This window comes from Pseudomonas kuykendallii, from assembly GCF_900106975.1.
Classification (GTDB): domain Bacteria; phylum Pseudomonadota; class Gammaproteobacteria; order Pseudomonadales; family Pseudomonadaceae; genus Pseudomonas_O; species Pseudomonas_O kuykendallii.
In genome coordinates this window covers 546,858-564,554 of the sequence record NZ_FNNU01000001.1, presented here as the reverse complement: position 1 = coordinate 564,554, position 17,697 = coordinate 546,858, and the positions used below count along the sequence as shown (strand labels likewise).

Below are 17,697 nucleotides of genomic sequence, written 5' to 3'. Positions count from 1 at the left end.
CCTTTCGGCCCAGATTTGTCGCCAAATATAGCTTTTTAAATAGTCAAAATCACTGCTTATTGCTCCATATACTGCCGCACATTCGGGTTCGACAAACTTAGCCGTTCGGATGGCGTCCGGGCGAGGAGGCAGCATGCGTGTTCTGGTTCTCGGTAGCGGTGTCATTGGTACCGCCAGCGCCTATTATCTGGCCCGTGCCGGCTTCGAGGTGACGGTCGTCGACCGTCAGCCCGCGCCTGCCATGGAAACCAGTTTCGCCAACGCCGGCCAGGTCTCGCCCGGCTACGCCTCGCCTTGGGCGGCGCCCGGCGTGCCGTTCAAGGCGATGAAGTGGCTGCTGCAGAAGCATGCTCCGCTGGCGATCAAGGCCACCGGCGACGTTCAGCAGTACCTGTGGATGGCGCAGATGCTGCGCAACTGCACGGCGGCGCGCTACGCGGTGAACAAGGAACGCATGGTGCGCCTCTCGGAGTACAGCCGCGATTGCCTCGACGAACTGCGTGCGGAAACCGGCATCGCCTACGAAGGCCGTCAGCTCGGCACCACCCAGCTGTTCCGCACCCAGGCTCAATTGGACGCCGCGGCCAAGGACATCGCCGTGCTGGAACAGTCCGGCGTGCCCTACGAACTGCTCGACCGTGCCGGCATCGCCCGGGTCGAGCCGGCGCTGGCCAAGGTCACCGACAAGCTCGCCGGCGCGCTGCGCCTGCCCAACGACCAGACCGGCGACTGCCAGATGTTCACCACGCGGCTGGCGGAAATGGCCCGCGCGCTGGGCGTCGAATTCCGCTTCGGGCAGAACATCCAGCGCCTGGATTTCGCCGGCGACAGGATCAACGGCGTGTGGATCGACGGCAAGCTGGAAACCGCCGACCGCTACGTGCTGGCCTTGGGCAGCTACAGCCCGCAGTTGCTCAAACCGCTGGGCATCCGCGCACCGGTCTATCCGCTCAAGGGTTACTCGCTGACCGTGCCGATCACCAACGCGGCGATGGCGCCCAGCTCGACGATCCTCGACGAGACCTACAAGGTCGCCATGACCCGCTTCGACAACCGCATCCGCGTGGGCGGCATGGCCGAGATCGCCGGCTTCGACCTGAGCCTCAACCCGCGCCGCCGCGCCACCCTGGAGATGCTGGTCAACGACCTCTATCCCGAGGGCGGCGACCTCGCCCAGGCCGAGTTCTGGACCGGCCTACGCCCGGCGACCCCGGACGGCACGCCGATCGTCGGTGCTACGCCGTTCCGCAACCTGTTCCTCAATACCGGACACGGTACCCTGGGCTGGACCATGGCCTGCGGCTCCGGCCGTTTCCTCGCCGACCTGATGGCGCAAAAGCGCCCGCAGATCAGCGCCGAAGGCCTGGACATCACCCGCTACGGCAACTCACAGGAGACCCACAAGCATGTCCATCCAGCGCCTGCGCACTGAAAAACGCTTCAGCGAAATCGTCATCCATAACGGCACCGTCTACCTGGCGGGGCAACTGGCCGACGACTACGCCGGCGACATCCGCGCGCAGACCCGCGAGACCCTGGCCAACATCGACCGCTTTCTGGCCGAGGCGAGCAGCGACAAGTCGAAGATCCTTTCGGTGACCATCTACCTCAAGGACATGGCCGACTACGCCGGGTTGAACCTGGAGTGGGACGCCTGGGTCGCCGAGGGCGCCACGCCAGCCCGCGCCTGCGTCGAGGCCGCGCTCTACGACCCGCGTGTGCGGGTGGAAATGAGCGTGATCGCCGCTCAGGCCTGACCGCTGCCCGGCCGCGCGCCGGGCCTCCTTCAATCCTTCAGAAGTCCCGAACCATGCGCCCCGCCCGTGCCCTGATCGACCTGCAAGCCTTCCGTCACAACTACCGCCTGGCCCGCGAAGTGGGCGGCGCGCGCGCCCTCGCCGTGGTCAAGGCGGATGCCTACGGCCACGGCGCGCTGGAATGCGCGGCGGTGCTGGCCGACGAGGCGGACGGTTTCGCCGTGGCGATGATCGAGGAAGCGCTGGAGCTGCGCGCCGCCGGTATCCGCGCGCCGATCCTGCTGCTGGAAGGTTTCTTCGAGGCCGATGAACTGGCGCTGATCGCCGAGCACGACCTGTGGTGCGTGGTGCATTCGAGCTGGCAGATCGAGGCTATCGAGCGCACCGCGCTGAGCCGGCCGCTGTGCGTCTGGCTCAAGCTCGACAGCGGCATGCACCGCGTCGGCCTGCATCCGGCGGAGTTCCAGCAGGGCCACCGGCGGCTGCTGGCCAGCGGCAAGGTGGCCAAGGTCGTGCTGATGACCCACTTCGCCCGCGCCGATGAGCTGGACCACGGCCGCACGGCGGAGCAGCTCGCGGTGTTCGAGACGGCCCGCGAAGGGCTGGCCGCGGAAGTCAGCCTGCGCAACTCGCCGGCGCTGCTGGGCTGGCCGCAGCTCTTTCCCCAGCAGCGCCCGAGCGACTGGCTGCGGCCGGGGATCATGCTCTACGGCGCCACGCCCTTCGAAGAGGCGCACCCGTTGGTCGATCGGCTACGGCCGGTGATGACCCTCGAATCGAAGATCATCTGCGTGCGCGAGCTGCCCGCCGGCGAGCCGGTGGGCTATGGCGCACGCTTCGTCAGCGAGCGCCCGACGCGCGTCGGGGTGGTCGCCATGGGCTATGCCGACGGTTACCCGCGGCACGCTCCGAGCGGCACGCCGGTGAGCATCGACGGCCAGCCGAGCCGGCTCATCGGGCGCGTCTCGATGGACATGCTCACCGTCGATTTGACGGACCTGCCGCAGGCCGGGCTCGGCAGCCGGGTGGAGTTCTGGGGCAAATCCGTTTCGGTGAGCGAGGTCGCCGCCCGGGCCGAAACCATCCCCTACCAGCTGATGTGCAACCTGAAGCGCGTACCGCGCGTCCATTCGGGCCACTGAAGGCCCCTCTGCAGGCCCCAGGAATCCTGGGCTGCGGCGCTTTTGTGCGGGAAACCTGATCGCAGCGTTGTAAATTCCGAACGCTGTGCGATGATACGGCCCACTTCGACCGCAGCTATCCCCTCGAGGAGGGTTCAACCATTGGACGTCGGTGTTCGACTGCAATCCATCCGCAAGCACAAAGGCCTCTCTCAGCGTGAACTCGCCAAGCGTGCGGGCGTCACCAACAGCACCATCTCGATGATCGAGAAGAACAGCGTCAGCCCCTCGATCAGCTCCTTGAAGAAAGTGCTCGGCGGCATCCCGATGTCGCTGGTGGAGTTCTTTTCCCTGGATTTCGAACAGGACAACCAGACCCAGGTGGTCTACCGTGCCAGCGAGCTGCTCGACATCTCCGACGGCGCCGTGACCATGAAGCTGATCGGCAAGGCGCATCCCAGCCGCGCCATCGCCTTCCTCGACGAAACCTACCCGCCGGGGGCGGATACCGGCGCGGAGATGCTCAACCATGACGGCGAAGAGGCCGGCATGCTGATCGACGGGCGCCTCGAACTGACCGTCTCCGGCGAGCTGTTCGTGCTCGAGAGCGGCGACAGCTACTACTTCGAGAGCAACAAGCCGCACCGCTTCCGCAACCCCTTCGACAAGCCGGCGCGACTGATCAGCGCCACCACCCCTGCCAACTTCTGAGGCCACGGCTGCGACGCGATGCCGCAAGCCCATGCATGGCGCAGGGTTGTTTCGGCTGGGCGGGCTTATCGGTATACTGGCGCCCGCTCGCGAAACCGTGGCCGCGAGCGTTTCTAGCCACGATGAGGGTGTAAGGGTGAACTGGATAAACAAGATGCTGGTGGCGAATGCCGCCGCGCTGGCCCTGTGGGCGATGAGCGCTCAGGCTGCGACCAATGATGAGATTGCCGCACGCCTCAAGCCGGTTGGCGAAGTATGCGTGAGCGGCCAGGAATGCAAGGGCGTCGCCGCCGTTGCCGCGTCGGCTTCCGGCGGTGGCATGAGCCCCGACGACGTGATTGCCAAGCATTGCAACGCCTGCCATGGCGCTGGCGTGCTCGGTGCACCGAAGATCGGTGATGCCGCGGCCTGGAAAACCCGTGCCGACGAACAGGGTGGCCTCGACGGTCTGCTGGCCAAGGCCATCAGCGGGATCAACGCCATGCCGCCGAAAGGCACCTGCGCAACCTGCTCCGATGACGACCTGCGTGGCGCCGTCAAGAAGATGTCCGGTCTCTGATCGCACGTCTTCGCTGAAAGAGCCGCCTCCGGGCGGCTTTTTCATGCCTGCGATTCGCCTCCCCGGCTTCGGCACGCCGCGGGGATCAAAGCGGCATCCGGGCGGGTCCAAACTCCGACGCATTCGCCAAGGAGTCCGCCGGTGCCTTCCTGCACGCTGGAACAGGCCGTCGATGCCGTGCTGGCACGCATCGAGGGTCACATTCGCCTGGGCCTGCCACTGGGGCTGGGCAAGCCGAATCGATTCGCCAATGCGCTCTACCAGCGCATCAAGCAAACGCCGCAGCGCGAGCTGACGATCTACACCGCATTGTCGCTGGGCCGCCCGCAGGCCCACAGCGAACTCGAGCAGCGGCTGCTCGGGCCGTTCGTCGAACGGGTGTTCGGCGATTATCCCGAGCTCGACTATCGCCTGGACCTGCAACGCGGCGAGCTGCCGGCGAACATCCACATCGAGGAGTTCTACCTGCAGCCCGGCAGCCTGCTGGACAGCCCGCAGGCGCAGCGCGGCTACATCAGTCTGAACTACAGCCAGGTCGCGCGCGATCTCGACCGCAAGGGCATCAACCTGGTGGCGCAATTGGTGGCCCGCCGCCGCGACGATCCGGATTGCCTGAGCCTGTCCTGCAACCCGGACATCACCCTCGACCTGATGCCGCTGCTCAAGCGGCGCCGCGAGGCCGGCGAAACCCTGCTCAGCGTCGCCCAGGTGCATGCCGACCTGCCGTACATGCCCGGCGACGCCGAGTTGCCCGAGGACGAGTTCGACCTGCTGATCGAGCCGCTCGAGCGTGACACGCTGTTCTCCACGCCGAACATGCCGGTCAGCCTGCAGGACCATGCCATCGGCCTGCACGCCAGCACGCTGGTGCGCGACGGCGGCACCTTGCAGATCGGCATCGGCGCCATGGGCGATGCGCTGAGTGCGGCGCTGCTGGCGCGCCAGGCCGACAACGCCGGCTACCGGGCGGTGCTCGAGGAGCTTCGCGTGCCGCAGGGCTGGGGCGAACTGATCGAGCGCGAGGGTGGCCTGGCGCCGTTCGCCGAAGGGCTCTATGGCTGCAGCGAGATGTTCGTGCTCGGGATGCTGGCGCTGATGGAGGCCGGCGTGGTGCGCCGCCCCGTGTACGCCGACGCGCGCCTGCAACGGATGGCCAACCTCGGCGCGCTGGATGCCCACGGCAGGCCGCGCAGCCTGGGTACGCTGGTCGCCGCCGGGCTACCGGCGCGGATCACGCCGCGCAGCCTGCTCTGGTTGCAACGTCACGGCCTGCTCGACGGCGAGGTCCGTCTGGAGCGGGACGGCGTGCGCCTGCCGGACGGGCGGCTGGTCAGCGCCGATCTCAACGACCGCGCCAGCGAGCAGGCGCTGAGCGAATACCTCGGGCAGGCTGCCGGCGTGCTGGTGCACGGTGGCTTCTTCCTTGGCCCGCAGGCCTTCTACGAACGCCTTCGGCAGATGAGCCACGCGCAGCGCCAGCGGGTCGGCATGACCGGCATCGGCTTCATCAACCGCCTGTATGGCGACGAGGAGCTCAAGCGCCTGCAGCGCCGCGATGCGCGCTTCATCAACAGCGCCTTCACCGTGACCCTGCTCGGCGCCGGCGTGGCCGACCAGCTGGAGGACGGCCGCGTGCTCAGCGGCGTTGGCGGGCAGTACGACTTCTTCGCCCAGGCCCACGAGCTGGAGGGCGCGCGCTCGATCCTGATGCTGCGCGCCTGGCGCGAGTCGGGCGGCGAGGCCAGTTCGAACATCGTCTGGCAGTACGGCCACACGACCATTCCGCGCCACCTGCGCGACATCGTCGTCACCGAGTACGGCATCGCCGACCTGCGCGGCAAGAACGACGAGGAGGTGATCAAGGCACTGCTGCGCATCGCCGACTCGCGGTTCCAGGACGCGCTGATCGAGCAGGCGCAGAAGGCCGGCAAGCTGTCGGCGGACTTCCAGCTGGACTGGGTCCACCGGCAGAACACGCCCTGGCGACTGCTCGACGTGCAGTCGCAGCATCCGCGGCTGTTCGCCGAATACCCGCTGGGCTGCGATTTCACGGCCGAGGAGCAGGCACTGCTGCGCGCGCTGCGCTGGCTGAAGAGCAAGCTCAAGCTCAGCGAGATCCTCGAACTGGGCATGGCCACGCTGTTCGACCTGCCGGAGCCGGCCGCCTATGCCGCGCACCTTGAGCGCATGGGGCTGGAAAAACCCGAGGGCCTGCGCGAGCAGCTTTACCAGAAACTGGTGCTGGCCGGCCTCAAGGCCACCGCCCAACACTGAGGACCGAGCGATGCCAAGCACCGCGCCGAGACCGGAGACCCTGCATTTCGCCAGCGACGGACGCACGCCGAACAGCCCGTTGCCGGTGCTCATCTACCGTCGGTTGCCGCTCGGTCAGGACGCGCTGGCCGAGCGCTTCGAGGGGCTGTTCGCCAGTCACCTGTGGCCGCCGCGCTGGCGCGCGAGCGTGTTCGACTATCAGCATTACCACGCCGACACCCACGAGGCGCTGGGTGTGGCGAGCGGCTGGGCGCGCCTGCTGCTGGGCGGCGAGTCGGGAACCGAGGTGGAGGTGCGCGCCGGCGACGCGCTGGTGCTGCCGGCCGGCACCGGGCATTGCCGACTGCAGGCCAGCGAGGATTTCCTGGTGGTCGGCGCCTATCCACCGGAGTGCGACTTCGACCTGCAGCGCCCCGACGCGGCGACCCATGACGCCCACCGCGCGCGCATAGCCCGCGTCGCACCGCCACTGACCGATCCGGTGGCCGGCAGTCAGGGCCGGCTGGTGGGGCTGTGGCGACCGCCGCACTGAGTCGGCCGTCGGCGCCGGTCAGTCGACGAAGGTGACCTTGCCGTCTTTCAGCGATTTCACCCGGGCCAGGGACTCGACGCGGTAGCCCTCGTTCTCCAGCAGGCTGCGGCCTTCCTGGAAGGACTTCTCGATGACGATGCCGAGCCCGGCGACGCTGGCGCCGGCCTGGCCGATCAGGTCGAGCAGGGCCTTGGCGGCGTGGCCGTTGGCGAGGAAGTCGTCGATCACCAGCACGTGGTCATTGGCGTGCAGGTGCTTGGCGGAGATGGCGATGGTGCTTTCGGTCTGCTTGGTGAAGGAGAACACCTTCGAGATGTACAGGTTCTCCCGCAGGGTCAGCGACTGGTACTTGCGTGCGAAGATCACCGGCACGCCGAGCTCCAGGCCGGCCATCACCGCTGGCGCGATGCCCGAGGCCTCGATGGTGACGATCTTGGTGATGCCCTGATCGCGGAAACGCTCGGCGAAGGCGTGGCCGATCTGCTGCATCAGCCGCGGATCGATCTGGTGGTTGAGGAAGGCGTCGACCTTCAGCACCTGCTCCGACAGCACGATGCCTTCGGTGCGAATTTTCTCTTTCAACAGTTCCACGAACGCGGCCCCCTGCGACCCCAAGGAAAGCCGCGCATTCTCCCGCAAAACGGCTCGGTATGCCCGTCAATTCCACCGGCCGCCGGGCGGAAACCTTGCAATGGGTCAAGCAGGCGTGTCGCGCCGCTGTTCTTCGCCTTTGGCTCGGTTAGAATCCGACCACGCCCACGCGGATCGCCCCGATGAATCGTCCGTTGCACATCCTGCTCATGTTGCTGCTGCTCGCCACCACGGCGGGGCGGGGGATGGCGGCGTCGGCGATGATCGACTGCACGCAGATGCCGATGACCAGCCATGACGGCGGCCTGATGACGGCCTCGGCGCATGCCGCGATGGCTGCCTCCTGCGACAGCTCGTCCGCCAGCATGGACCACGACCTCGGTCTCTGTTGCCTGGCCTGCGTCGCCCTGCCGTTGGCCTCCAGCCTGATGGAGCCCGGCGCCGCGCCCGTACACGCCGCGCCCCTGCTCGGTGATCCCGAGCGTTACCGAAGCATCGTTCCCGACCCCTTGCGGCGCCCGCCGCGCTCCCTCGCCTGATCGCGCGTCTTCCTTCTCTTTCGACTTTCGCGGACAGCCGCCGTCGTCCTTGCGCGACCGCGCCTGTTCCGCCCGATCAGGATTTCACAGATGAACGCATCCTTTCCGGCGCTTTCGCGGCGCCGTTTCGTCCAGGGGCTGGGCGCCGGTGGCGCACTGGCGCTCGCCGGCGGCTGGCCGCAGGGCGCACTGGCGCAGGCCGTCGCGCCTTCGCCGCGGCAACTCTCGGGTAATCGCTTCGAACTGGAGATCGCCGAGCAGGCGGTCAACTACACCGGCCGCGCGGCGCTCGCCACCACGGTGAACGGCTCGCTGCCGGCGCCGACCCTGCGCTGGCGCCAGGGCGAGGAGGTCAGCCTGCGGGTGACCAACCGCCTCGCCGTACCCAGTTCGATCCACTGGCACGGCATCCTCCTGCCGGCCGACATGGACGGCGTGCCCGGCATCAGCTTCGCCGGCATCGCGCCGGGGGAAACCTTCACCTACCGCTTCCGTGTGCTGCAGGCCGGCACCTACTGGTATCACGGCCACAGCGGCTTTCAGGAGCAGACCGGGCTGTACGGCGCGCTGCTGGTCGAGCCCGAACACGGCGAGCCGCTGGCGGTGGAGCGCGACTACACGCTGATGCTCAGCGACTGGACCGACGAGGACCCGATGCGCATCTTCGGCCGGCTGAAGGCGGACAGCGAATACTTCGCCCGCGCCAAGCCCAGCGTGGCGCAGTTCGCCCGCGACGTCGAAAACCTCGGGCTGGCCGCCGCCTGGGACAGGCGCGCGATGTGGAACCGCATGCGCATGAGCCCCACCGACCTGCAGGACGTGTCCGGCGCTACCTACACCTACCTGGTCAACGGCGCCACGCCGGCAGCCAACTGGACGGCCATCGCCGAACCCGGCGAGCGGGTGCGCCTGCGCTTCATCAACGCCGGCACCTCGACCTACTTCGACGTGCGGATTCCCGGCCTGCCGCTGACGGTGGTCGCCACCGACGGCCAGGCGGTCGCCGAGGTGACGGTGGACGAGTTCCGCATCGCCCCCGGTGAGACCTACGACGTGCTGGTGCGCATGCCGGACGCGCAGGCCTACAGCATCTTCTGCCAGTCCATGGACCGCAGCGGCTACGCCCGCGCGACCCTGGCGCCGGTGGCCGGCATGCAGGCGGCGGTGCCGCGCCTCGATCCGCCGGTCTGGCTGGACATGCGCGACATGGGCCACGGCGAGGGAACCATGGCCGGCATGGAACACATGGCAATGGCGGGGATGGATCATGGATCGATGGCCGGGATGGATCACGCCGCCATGCCCGCCAGCGCGCCCTTGCCGACCTCGGCGCAGGTCGACATGCGCGTCGCCAATCCGTCCGACGCGCTGGACGATCCCGGCCCGCGGCTGCGCGGCAACGGCCGTCGCGTGCTGACCTACGCCGACCTGAGCAGCCTGGGCGGTGGACTCGATCCTCGACCGCCGGCGCGCGATCTGGTGCTGCGCCTGACCGGCAACATGCAGCGTTTCGTCTGGGGCTTCGACGGGCTGAAGTACAACGAGGCCGAGCCGATCCCCCTGCGTTACGGCGAGCGCCTGCGCCTGCGGCTGATCAACGACACCATGATGAATCACCCGATCCACCTGCACGGGATGTTCTTCGAGGTGGAGAACGAGGCGAGCGGCGTGCTGCTGCGCAAGCACACCGTCAACGTCCAGCCGGGCAAGCAGGTAGCGCTGCTGGTCAGCGCCGATGCGCCCGGCGAATGGGCGTTCCATTGCCACCTGCTGTATCACATGGAAGCGGGCATGTTCCGCAAGGTGGTGGTCGCATGAGGCGTTTACTGATGATCGCCGCGCTGGCGCTCGCTCCGGCGCTGCAGGCCGAGGAAATGTCCGGCATGACGCACGACATGCATGGCATGGGGATGATGGACCACGGCATGCCGGCGCCGACGGGCGACGCGGGAGACGCCAACCGCATCCTGCCGCGCGAAGAGCAGGCGCCGCCGATGCCGATGCCGGCCAGTCATGACCAGCACCGCCACGGCGAGTCGCTGGCCCATCAGGTGCTGTTCGAGCGGCTCGAGTACCGGGACGGGCGCGATGACCACGGCCTGGCCTGGGACGCGGACGCCTGGTGGGGCGGCGATACCGACAAGCTCTGGCTGCAGAGCGAGGGTGAGCGTGTCGGCGGCGAGAGCGAAGGGCGCGCGGAGCTGCTCTGGTCGCATGCCGTCGCGGCCTTCTGGGACAGCCGCCTGGGTGTACGCCAGGACTTCGGCAGCGATCCCGACCGGCAATGGCTGGCCTTCGGCATCGCCGGCACCACGCCCTGGTGGTTCGAGGTGCAGGCCAGCGCCTACCTGGGGCCGAACGGCCGCAGTGCGGCGCGGCTGGAGGTCGAGCGCGAGCTGCAACTGAGCCAGAAGCTGGTGTTGGCGCCGCAACTGGAGCTGGACGCCTACGGCAGGGACGACCGCGCCAGGGCGATCGGCAGCGGCCTCGCCGAGGGTCGTTTCGGCTTGCGCCTGCGCTACGAGGTCACGCCGCAGTTCGCGCCCTATGTCGGCCTCGAGTGGACCCGCCGCTTCGGCGAAACCGCGTCGCTCGGGGAGGATCGGGACGAGGCGCGCAGCGACTCGCGCCTGGTCGCCGGCCTGCGCTTCTGGTTCTGACGGAAAAGGGCTGAACCCCGGTCGTGCGCCTCGGGAAATCGGGCGTCGCCGGGGTCTCCGCAGCCGCGCTCAGCGTGCCTTGCGGTACGTGCAGGGCTGCCAGTAATCCTTGAGGATCAGGTTGAGCGGGCCGGACCAGCCGCGCTTGCGCAGCTCGGCGGAGATCAGCACGTTCATGATGCCGTGGCCGACGAGCATCACGCTGCCGTGGATCCTGGCCAGTTCGATGAGACGGTCGGCGGCTTTGCGGGCGCGCTTGCGCGACACCCGGATCGATTCGGTGTGCCGGGAGAAACCGAGGAACCAGGCGCCGCGGAACAGTATCCGCCAGACCTTCACCGGCAGCTTCGGCCCGTTCCAGTCGGGGTAGGGCAGGTGCGCTTCGGCGAACACCTCGTCGACCTCGTCGGTGCATCCGCCGGCGATGCGGGTGCGCGATTCCACGCAGCGCGAGATCGAGCTGCAGGCGAACACCTCGGTGCGTTTCGCCTGGTCGATCAGCGATTGCGGCACTTCGGAGCACACCACCGGCGCGCGGTTGTAGCCTTCGATCCAGGTCTTCATTTCGCGGGGCGTACAGCGTTCGGCGCCGGAGTAGTTCGGGCGACCGTGGCGCACCAGGGTGATCTGCATGATGGGCGAGGTCCCTCTGCGTGGTCGGCGCTCGGGATGGCGCGCCTGTCCGGGTTCGATGCCCGGCGCAGGGCGAAAGTTGCGCGACCGGCGGTGATCGCCAGGCGGAACGGCGTTCCGGCGCAAAAAAAAGCCCCGCCGAAAAGGCGGGGCGTTCGTTCGTGGCGCGAGCCGGAATCAGCGGTTGCGCAGGGTTTCGCCGAGGAACCAGGCGCGCTCTTCGGCCTGGTCGATCCACTCTTCCAGCAGGCTGGTGGTGGCCACGTCGTTGGCGTCGCTGGTCAGCGTGTGGGTGCTGCGCATGTAGGCGGCCAGGGCCTGGTTGTCGGCGTGCAGCTCGCTGAGCATCTGCTCGGCGCTGAGGTTCTCCACTTCGCTGCTCTGCAGGCGCTTGCTGGCGACCACCTGCTCCACCGAGCGCAGGGTCGGCTGGCCGATCTTGCGTGCACGTTCGGCGATCGGATCGATGATGGCGAAGATCTGCGCGGCCTGGTCGTCCAGCAGCAGGTGGTACTCGCGGAAGTGCGGCCCGCTGACGTGCCAGTGGAAGTTCTTGGTCTTGAGGTACAGCGCGAACATGTCGGACACCAGCACGGTGAGGGCCTTGCCGATCTCGACGGCGTTGCCGATGCCGGCGTCCGGGCCTTTCGCGGCCTCGTCGCGGACGCTGTTGACGGTTTTCAGTTCCTGCTTGGCGCTTGCAGTGGCCATGGTGCTCTCCTCGAAAAATAACGATCTCCGCGCGGTGGCGGCGTTGAAACCTTGGGTTCAACTAGACCACACCCGCGCTGTGGTTACTCATCACTTTTGTCGATGGCGCCAAGCAGCGTTATCTATGGACCGTTAGCGCTTGAGCATCGAGCGCATCGCCGCCAGGGCGTCGTTGCCCCGCGCGGCCTTCACTTCCACCGGCGCGTCTTCCTGGCCTTCCCAGATCAGGTCCTCGGGCGGCAATTCGTCGAGGAACCGGCTCGGCGAGCACTCGATGATCTCGCCGTACTGCTTGCGCTTGGCGGCGAAGGTCATGGTCAGGTTGCGCTTGGCGCGGGTGATGCCGACGTACGCCAGGCGGCGCTCTTCCTCGATGGTGTCGGCTTCGATGCTGGAGCGGTGCGGAAGGATTTCCTCCTCCACGCCGAGGATGTACACCGAAGGAAACTCCAGCCCCTTGGACGCGTGGATCGTCATCATCTGCACGCCCTCGGCGCCTTCTTCCTCTTCCTGCTGGCGCTCGAGCATGTCGCGCAGGACCAGCTTGCCGATGGCCTCCTCGATGGTCATCTCGCCGTCTTCATCCTTCTCCAGCGTGTTCTTCAGCGCATCGACGAGGAACCAGACGTTGCCCATGCGCGCCTCGGCAACCTTGTCGCTGGAGGCGTTCTGGCGCAGCCACTGCTCGTAGTCGATGTCCATCACCATGCTGCGCAGCGCGGCGATGGGATCGTCCTGCGAGCACTGCTGGCGGAGCTTGTCCATGTAGCGTTTGAAGCGCGAGAGACGCTCGGTGTAGCGGCTGTCGAGGTGTTCGCCGAGGCCGATCTCGTCGCTGGCGGCGTACATGCTGATCTTGCGTTCGGTGGCGTAGTTGCCGAGCTTTTCCAGGGTGGTCGAGCCGATCTCGCGGCGCGGCACGTTGATCACCCGGAGGAAGGCGTTGTCGTCGTCCGGATTGACCAGCAGGCGGAAGTAACTCATCAGGTCCTTCACCTCCTGGCGGGCGAAAAAGCTGGTGCCGCCGGACAGGCGATAGGGAATCTGGTGGTGCTGCAGCTTCAGCTCCATCAGTTTGGCCTGGTAGTTGCCGCGGTAGAGGATGGCGAAATCGCTGTACGGGCGCTCGGTGCGCAGGTGCTCGGTGAGGATTTCCAGGGCCACGCGCTCGCACTCGGCGTCTTCGTTGCGGGTGCGGATCACGCGGATCTCGTCGCCCATGCCCATCTCGCTCCACAGCTGTTTCTCGAAGGCATGGGGGTTGTTGGCGATCAGGGTGTTGGCGCACTTGAGGATGCGGCTGGTGGAGCGGTAGTTCTGCTCCAGCATCACCACCTTCAGCGACGGGTAATCCTCTTTCAGCAGCATCAGGTTTTCCGGGCGCGCGCCGCGCCAGGCGTAGATTGACTGGTCATCGTCGCCGACCACGGTGATCTGGTTGCGCATGCCCACCAGCAGCTTCACCAGCAGGTACTGGCTGGAGTTGGTGTCCTGGTACTCGTCCACCAGCAGGTAGCGGATGCGGTTCTGCCACTTTTCCAGGATGTCCTTGTGCTCCTGGAACAGCTTCACCGGCAGCAGGATCAGGTCGTTGAAGTCCACCGCGTTGTACGCCTTGAGCGTGCGCTGGTAGTGCAGGTAAACGATGGCGGCGGTCTGTTCCTTGGGGTTGCGCGCGTTGGCCAGGGCCTCGTCGGGCAGGATCAGCTCGTTCTTCCAGCTGTCGATGAGGTTCTTGATCTCGTCGGCGCCGTCATCGCCGGCGTATTCCTTCTGCATGATGTCGGTGAGCAGCGCCTTGATGTCGCCATCGTCGAAGATCGAGAAGCCCGGCTTGTAGCCCAGGTGCGCGTACTCCTTGCGGATGATGTTCATGCCCAGATTGTGGAAGGTCGAGACCGTCAGCCCCTTGCCCTCGCTGCCGCGCAGCAGCGTGCCGACGCGCTCCTTCATCTCGCGCGCCGCTTTGTTGGTGAAGGTCATGGCGACGATGTGGCGGGCCTGGATGCCGCATTTCTGGATCAGGTAGGCGATCTTGCGGGTGATCACGCTGGTCTTGCCGGAGCCGGCGCCGGCGAGCACCAGGAGTGGGCCGCCGACGTAGTTCACGGCTTCCTGCTGCCGGGGATTGAGTCGGGACATGGTCGTCGCGTTTCGCTCAGGAGAAGGGGCGGCATTCTAGCAGGCACTGGGCCGCTGGCTCGCGCCGTTGCGCTGATGGCAGCGTGCCACGGCTTGGTTATTTCGCCTGCTCCAGTAGGCTACGGGTGAATTGTCAAATGGCCGTCGACGATTTCGCGCCCGGCCGGGTCAGGGAAGACCGCCAGAAAAACGACTCCCGAACAGTGCCAGGCAGCACGGGTTGAGCCCCTCGCGCGGTGATGCGAGGCCGCGATCCGCAGCCTGGCCACCGTCGTAGTGGTGAGGGAGGCTCCGGCGAACACTGTCATGGCCTGGGGAGGTCGCGTGCCCGCGCTAGTGCAACCCTCGCGTTTGATTCTTCTTGGCGACGATCCGTCCTGGGTCGGGCTGCTGCGCGACCGGCTGACGACCCTCGACAATGCGCCGCAACTGGTCAGCGCGCCGTCTTGGGAAGGCGTGGCGGAACTGCTCGACGACGACTGCCTGCTGCTCTGCACGCCGGACCAGTTGCCTGCGGCCGGCGCCAGCACGGTGCCCATCGTGATGCTGCTGGAGGCGGAACCGGAAAGCGTGCCGCCCAGCGTCAGCGACTGGCTGGTGTACGACGACACCAGTCCGGCGACGCTGCGCCGCTGCCTGCGTTATGTCGCCGAGCGCAGCCTGCGTCGCCGTTTCGGCGAGCTGGACCCGCTCACTGGCATCGCCAACCGCCAGGGTTTCCAGGCGCTGCTGAGTGCGCGCATGGCCGAGCAGGAGGGCCGTGGCTTCGCCCTCGGGCACCTGGACCTGGACAACTTTCGCGCGGTCAACGACAGCCTCGGTTACGAGGCCGGCGACAGGCTGATCCTGCAAGTGGTCGCGCGGATGAAGGACCAGCTCGGCGAGAGCGATCGCCTGGCACGCCTGGGTAGCGACGAATTCGCCCTGCTGATCGATACCTCCAACGACTTCCGCCGCGCCGAGCGGCTCGCCGCGCGGGTCGTCGAGGCCCTGGAAGAGCCTTACTGGCTGGAGGGCGAAAGCCTGTTGATCGGCTGCAGCCTGGGCCTGGCGCACGCCAATGGCGGCGCGATCGACCCGCTGATGTGGCACGCCCACATCGCCATGCAGCAGGCCAAGAACGCCCAGGGCTGCACCTTCCATCTCTACGACGAGCGCATCAACCACAGTGCCCGTACCCGCGCCCGGCTGGAAGGCGAGCTGCGCCGGGCGCTGCGCCGCGACGAGCTGGTGCTGCATTACCAGCCGCGGCTGTGCCTGCAATCCGGGCGCTTCCTCGGCGTCGAGGCGCTGGTGCGCTGGCAGCATCCGCGCCGGGGGCTGCTGGCGCCGAGCGAGTTCGTTCCACTGGCCGAGGAGAGCGGCCTGATCGTGCCGCTCGGCTACTGGGTGATCTCCCGCGCGCTGCGCGACATGCAGGACCTGCGTGCGAAGGGGCTGCCGGCGCTGCACATGGCGGTCAACCTGTCGTTCCGCCAGTTCCAGGACAGCCAGTTGCTGCCGACCCTGAGCCGGCTGATCGAGGAAAACCAGGTGGACGCGCGCTGGCTGGAGTTCGAGCTCACCGAGACGGCGGTGATGCGCCGCAGCGACCAGGTGCGCCAGACCATGCAGGCACTGCGCAAGCTCGGCGTGCGCTTCTCCCTGGATGACTTCGGTACCGGGTTTTCCTCCTTCGTTCACCTCGACCGGTTGCCGATCGCGTTGCTGAAGATCGACAAGAGTTTCGTCGGCGGCATGAATGACAAGGCGGAAAGCTATCGGCTGGTGCGGGCGATGATCGATCTGGCGCACAACCTCGGTCTGGACGTGGTCGCCGAGGGGGTGGAAAGCGCCGAGCAACTGGCGCTGCTGGCGCGCTTCGGCTGCGACCAGGTGCAGGGCTACCTGATCAGCCGGCCGCTGGCGCTGCAGCATCTCGTCCAGCTGCTCTCGGGCGGTCCGCGCCAGGCCAACCCGCAGCAGCCGTCCTAAGCCAGGCCGCTGGCGCGGTACTGCAGGGCTTCGGCGAGGTGCGCGCGGTCGAGGGTCGAGACGTCTTCGAGGTCCGCCAGGGTCCTCGCTACCTTCAGTACCCGGTGCGCCGCCCGCAACGACAGGCCGAGACGCTCGCAGGCGGTTTCCAGCCAGAGGCGGTCCTCCGCGCTCAGCAGGCAATGCTCCCGCAGCCCCTGCAGGTCGAGGAACGCGTTGGCCATGCCCTGGCGCCGCAGTTGCCGCTGGCGCGCCGCGGCGACGATGGCCGCCGCCTCGTGGCTGCCCATGCCGTGTCGCGGGGCGGTATCCAGGGCCATCGGCTCGCGCAGCACGGCGACGTGCAGATCGATGCGGTCGAGCAGCGGCCCGGACAGCTTGCCGCGATAGCGCTGGATCTGCTCGGAGGAGCAACGGCAACGTGCGCTGGGGTCGCCGAGGTAGCCGCACGGGCAGGGATTCATCGCCGCGACGAGCTGGAAGCGTGCGGGAAAGCGCACCTTGTCGTTGGCCCGGGCAATGACGATTTCGCCACTTTCCAGGGGCTCCCGGAGGACTTCCAGGACCTTGCGGTCGAACTCCGGCAGTTCGTCGAGAAACAGGACGCCCTGGTGAGCCAGGGTGATTTCGCCGGGGCGCGGGCGACTGCCGCCGCCGACCAGCGCCGGTGCCGAAGCGCTATGGTGCGGATGCCGAAAGGGGCGCTGCGGCCAGGCTTCCAGCGGTGTGTGGCTGGCCACGGAGTGGATGGCGGCGACTTCCAGTGCCTCGCGCTCGTCCAGCGCGGGCAGCAGTCCCGGCAAACGGCTGGCCAGCAGGGTCTTGCCGGTGCCCGGCGGGCCACTGAGCAGCAGGTTGTGCGATCCGGCTGCGGCGACCAGCAGCGCGCGCTTGGCGGCGATCTGCCCCTGTACGTCCGCAAGGTCGGGGTAGGGCAGCAGGCGGCGCAGCAGACCCTGCGCCTGGAACGGCGCCAGCGGAGTCTTCGCGCTGAAATGGGCGGCCAGTTCCAGCAGATGGTCGGCGGCGAAGACCACCAGCCCGGACGCCAGGCTGGCTTCCTCGGCGTTGGCCTTCGCCACGACCAGGGCGCGTCCGGCCGCGCGGGCGGCCAGCGCGGCGGGCAACACGCCCTGCACCGGCCGTACTGCGCCGGAAAGTGCCAGTTCGCCGAGACATTCGCAGTTGGCCAGGCTTTCCACCGGCAGTTGTCCGCTGGCGGCGAGGATGCCCAGCGCGATGGCCAGGTCGAAGCGGCCGCCGTCCTTGGGCAGGTCGGCCGGAGCCAGGTTCAGGGTGATTCTGCGGGGTGGAAAGTCGAAGCCCGAGTTCAGGATGGCGCTGCGCACGCGGTCCTTGCTTTCCTTCACCGCGGTTTCCGGCAGGCCCACCAGCGCCAGGGACGGCAGGCCGTTCGCCAGGTGCGCCTCGACGGTGACGGGCGGGGCTTCCACGCCGACCTGGGCGCGGCTGTGGACGATGGCCAGGGACAT

At 67.6% G+C, this 17,697-nt stretch carries 16 protein-coding genes; 11 read left to right on the top strand and 5 right to left on the bottom strand.

What is annotated here, in order from left to right; translation table 11 throughout:
- The first annotated feature begins 133 nt into the window (after positions 1-133).
- The 7 genes from dadA (at position 134) to BLV15_RS02525 (ending at position 6,954) form a co-directional block, all read left to right on the top strand.
- A complete protein-coding gene (gene dadA, locus BLV15_RS02555) occupies positions 134-1,432 on the top strand; it encodes a D-amino acid dehydrogenase (RefSeq protein ID WP_090224354.1) in 1,299 nt (432 codons plus the stop codon).
- Positions 1,407-1,757 (top strand): RidA family protein, encoded by a 351-nt coding sequence (locus tag BLV15_RS02550; protein ID WP_090224352.1) that lies wholly within the window; start codon positions 1,407-1,409, stop codon positions 1,755-1,757. The genes dadA and BLV15_RS02550 overlap by 26 nt, the downstream gene beginning before the upstream one ends.
- 53 nt (positions 1,758-1,810) lie before the next feature.
- Positions 1,811-2,899, top strand: a complete 1,089-nt coding sequence (gene alr / locus BLV15_RS02545; RefSeq protein ID WP_090224350.1) for an alanine racemase — start codon at positions 1,811-1,813, stop codon at positions 2,897-2,899.
- 141 nt (positions 2,900-3,040) lie between these two features.
- Complete coding sequence (locus BLV15_RS02540; protein WP_090224349.1) at positions 3,041-3,589, top strand: cupin domain-containing protein; 549 nt, start codon at positions 3,041-3,043, stop codon at positions 3,587-3,589.
- A 136-nt stretch (positions 3,590-3,725) separates the two neighbouring features.
- Complete coding sequence (locus tag BLV15_RS02535) at positions 3,726-4,148, top strand: c-type cytochrome (protein WP_175534272.1); 423 nt, start codon at positions 3,726-3,728, stop codon at positions 4,146-4,148.
- Between the two features lie 141 nt (positions 4,149-4,289).
- Positions 4,290-6,422, top strand: coding sequence for an acetyl-CoA hydrolase/transferase C-terminal domain-containing protein (locus BLV15_RS02530; protein ID WP_090224345.1), 2,133 nt, complete (start codon positions 4,290-4,292; stop codon positions 6,420-6,422).
- Positions 6,423-6,432: 10 nt separating this feature from the next.
- The gene (locus tag BLV15_RS02525; RefSeq protein WP_090224343.1) at positions 6,433-6,954 is read left to right on the top strand and encodes a DNA-binding protein; all 522 of its coding nucleotides are present in this window, start codon (positions 6,433-6,435) and stop codon (positions 6,952-6,954) included.
- An 18-nt stretch (positions 6,955-6,972) separates the two neighbouring features.
- Here BLV15_RS02525 and BLV15_RS02520 read toward each other — a convergent pair whose 3' ends face one another.
- Positions 6,973-7,545, bottom strand: a complete 573-nt coding sequence (locus BLV15_RS02520) for a xanthine phosphoribosyltransferase (RefSeq protein ID WP_090225181.1) — start codon at positions 7,543-7,545, stop codon at positions 6,973-6,975.
- A 182-nt stretch (positions 7,546-7,727) separates the two neighbouring features.
- Here BLV15_RS02520 and BLV15_RS02515 point away from each other — a divergent pair, with 182 nt between their 5' ends.
- The 3 genes from BLV15_RS02515 to BLV15_RS02505 all read left to right on the top strand — a co-directional run bounded on the left by BLV15_RS02515 (position 7,728) and on the right by BLV15_RS02505 (position 10,744).
- On the top strand, positions 7,728-8,084 hold the full coding sequence (locus tag BLV15_RS02515; protein WP_090224342.1) for a hypothetical protein: 357 nt from the start codon (positions 7,728-7,730) through the stop codon (positions 8,082-8,084).
- Between the two features lie 90 nt (positions 8,085-8,174).
- Positions 8,175-9,902, top strand: coding sequence for a copper resistance system multicopper oxidase (locus BLV15_RS02510; RefSeq protein ID WP_090224340.1), 1,728 nt, complete (start codon positions 8,175-8,177; stop codon positions 9,900-9,902).
- Complete coding sequence (locus BLV15_RS02505) at positions 9,899-10,744, top strand: copper resistance protein B (RefSeq protein ID WP_175534271.1); 846 nt, start codon at positions 9,899-9,901, stop codon at positions 10,742-10,744. Before BLV15_RS02510 ends, BLV15_RS02505 begins: the two co-directional genes overlap by 4 nt.
- 69 nt (positions 10,745-10,813) lie before the next feature.
- Here the strand turns inward: BLV15_RS02505 and BLV15_RS02500 are convergent, their stop codons facing one another.
- The 3 genes from BLV15_RS02500 to rep all read right to left on the bottom strand — a co-directional run bounded on the left by BLV15_RS02500 (position 10,814) and on the right by rep (position 14,230).
- Positions 10,814-11,377, bottom strand: coding sequence for a histidine phosphatase family protein (locus BLV15_RS02500; RefSeq protein WP_090224337.1), 564 nt, complete (start codon positions 11,375-11,377; stop codon positions 10,814-10,816).
- Between the two features lie 177 nt (positions 11,378-11,554).
- A complete protein-coding gene (locus BLV15_RS02495; RefSeq protein ID WP_090224335.1) occupies positions 11,555-12,088 on the bottom strand; it encodes a Dps family protein in 534 nt (177 codons plus the stop codon).
- Between the two features lie 132 nt (positions 12,089-12,220).
- The gene (rep, locus tag BLV15_RS02490; protein WP_090224333.1) at positions 12,221-14,230 is read right to left on the bottom strand and encodes a DNA helicase Rep; all 2,010 of its coding nucleotides are present in this window, start codon (positions 14,228-14,230) and stop codon (positions 12,221-12,223) included.
- 324 nt (positions 14,231-14,554) lie between these two features.
- On the opposite strand from rep, the gene BLV15_RS02485 reads away from it, so the two are divergent.
- Positions 14,555-16,204: a putative bifunctional diguanylate cyclase/phosphodiesterase gene (locus BLV15_RS02485; protein ID WP_090225179.1), complete on the top strand. Its 1,650-nt coding sequence runs from the start codon at positions 14,555-14,557 to the stop codon at positions 16,202-16,204.
- Here BLV15_RS02485 and BLV15_RS02480 read toward each other — a convergent pair.
- The gene (locus BLV15_RS02480) at positions 16,201-17,697 is read right to left on the bottom strand and encodes a YifB family Mg chelatase-like AAA ATPase (protein WP_090224331.1); all 1,497 of its coding nucleotides are present in this window, start codon (positions 17,695-17,697) and stop codon (positions 16,201-16,203) included. The genes BLV15_RS02485 and BLV15_RS02480 overlap by 4 nt on opposite strands.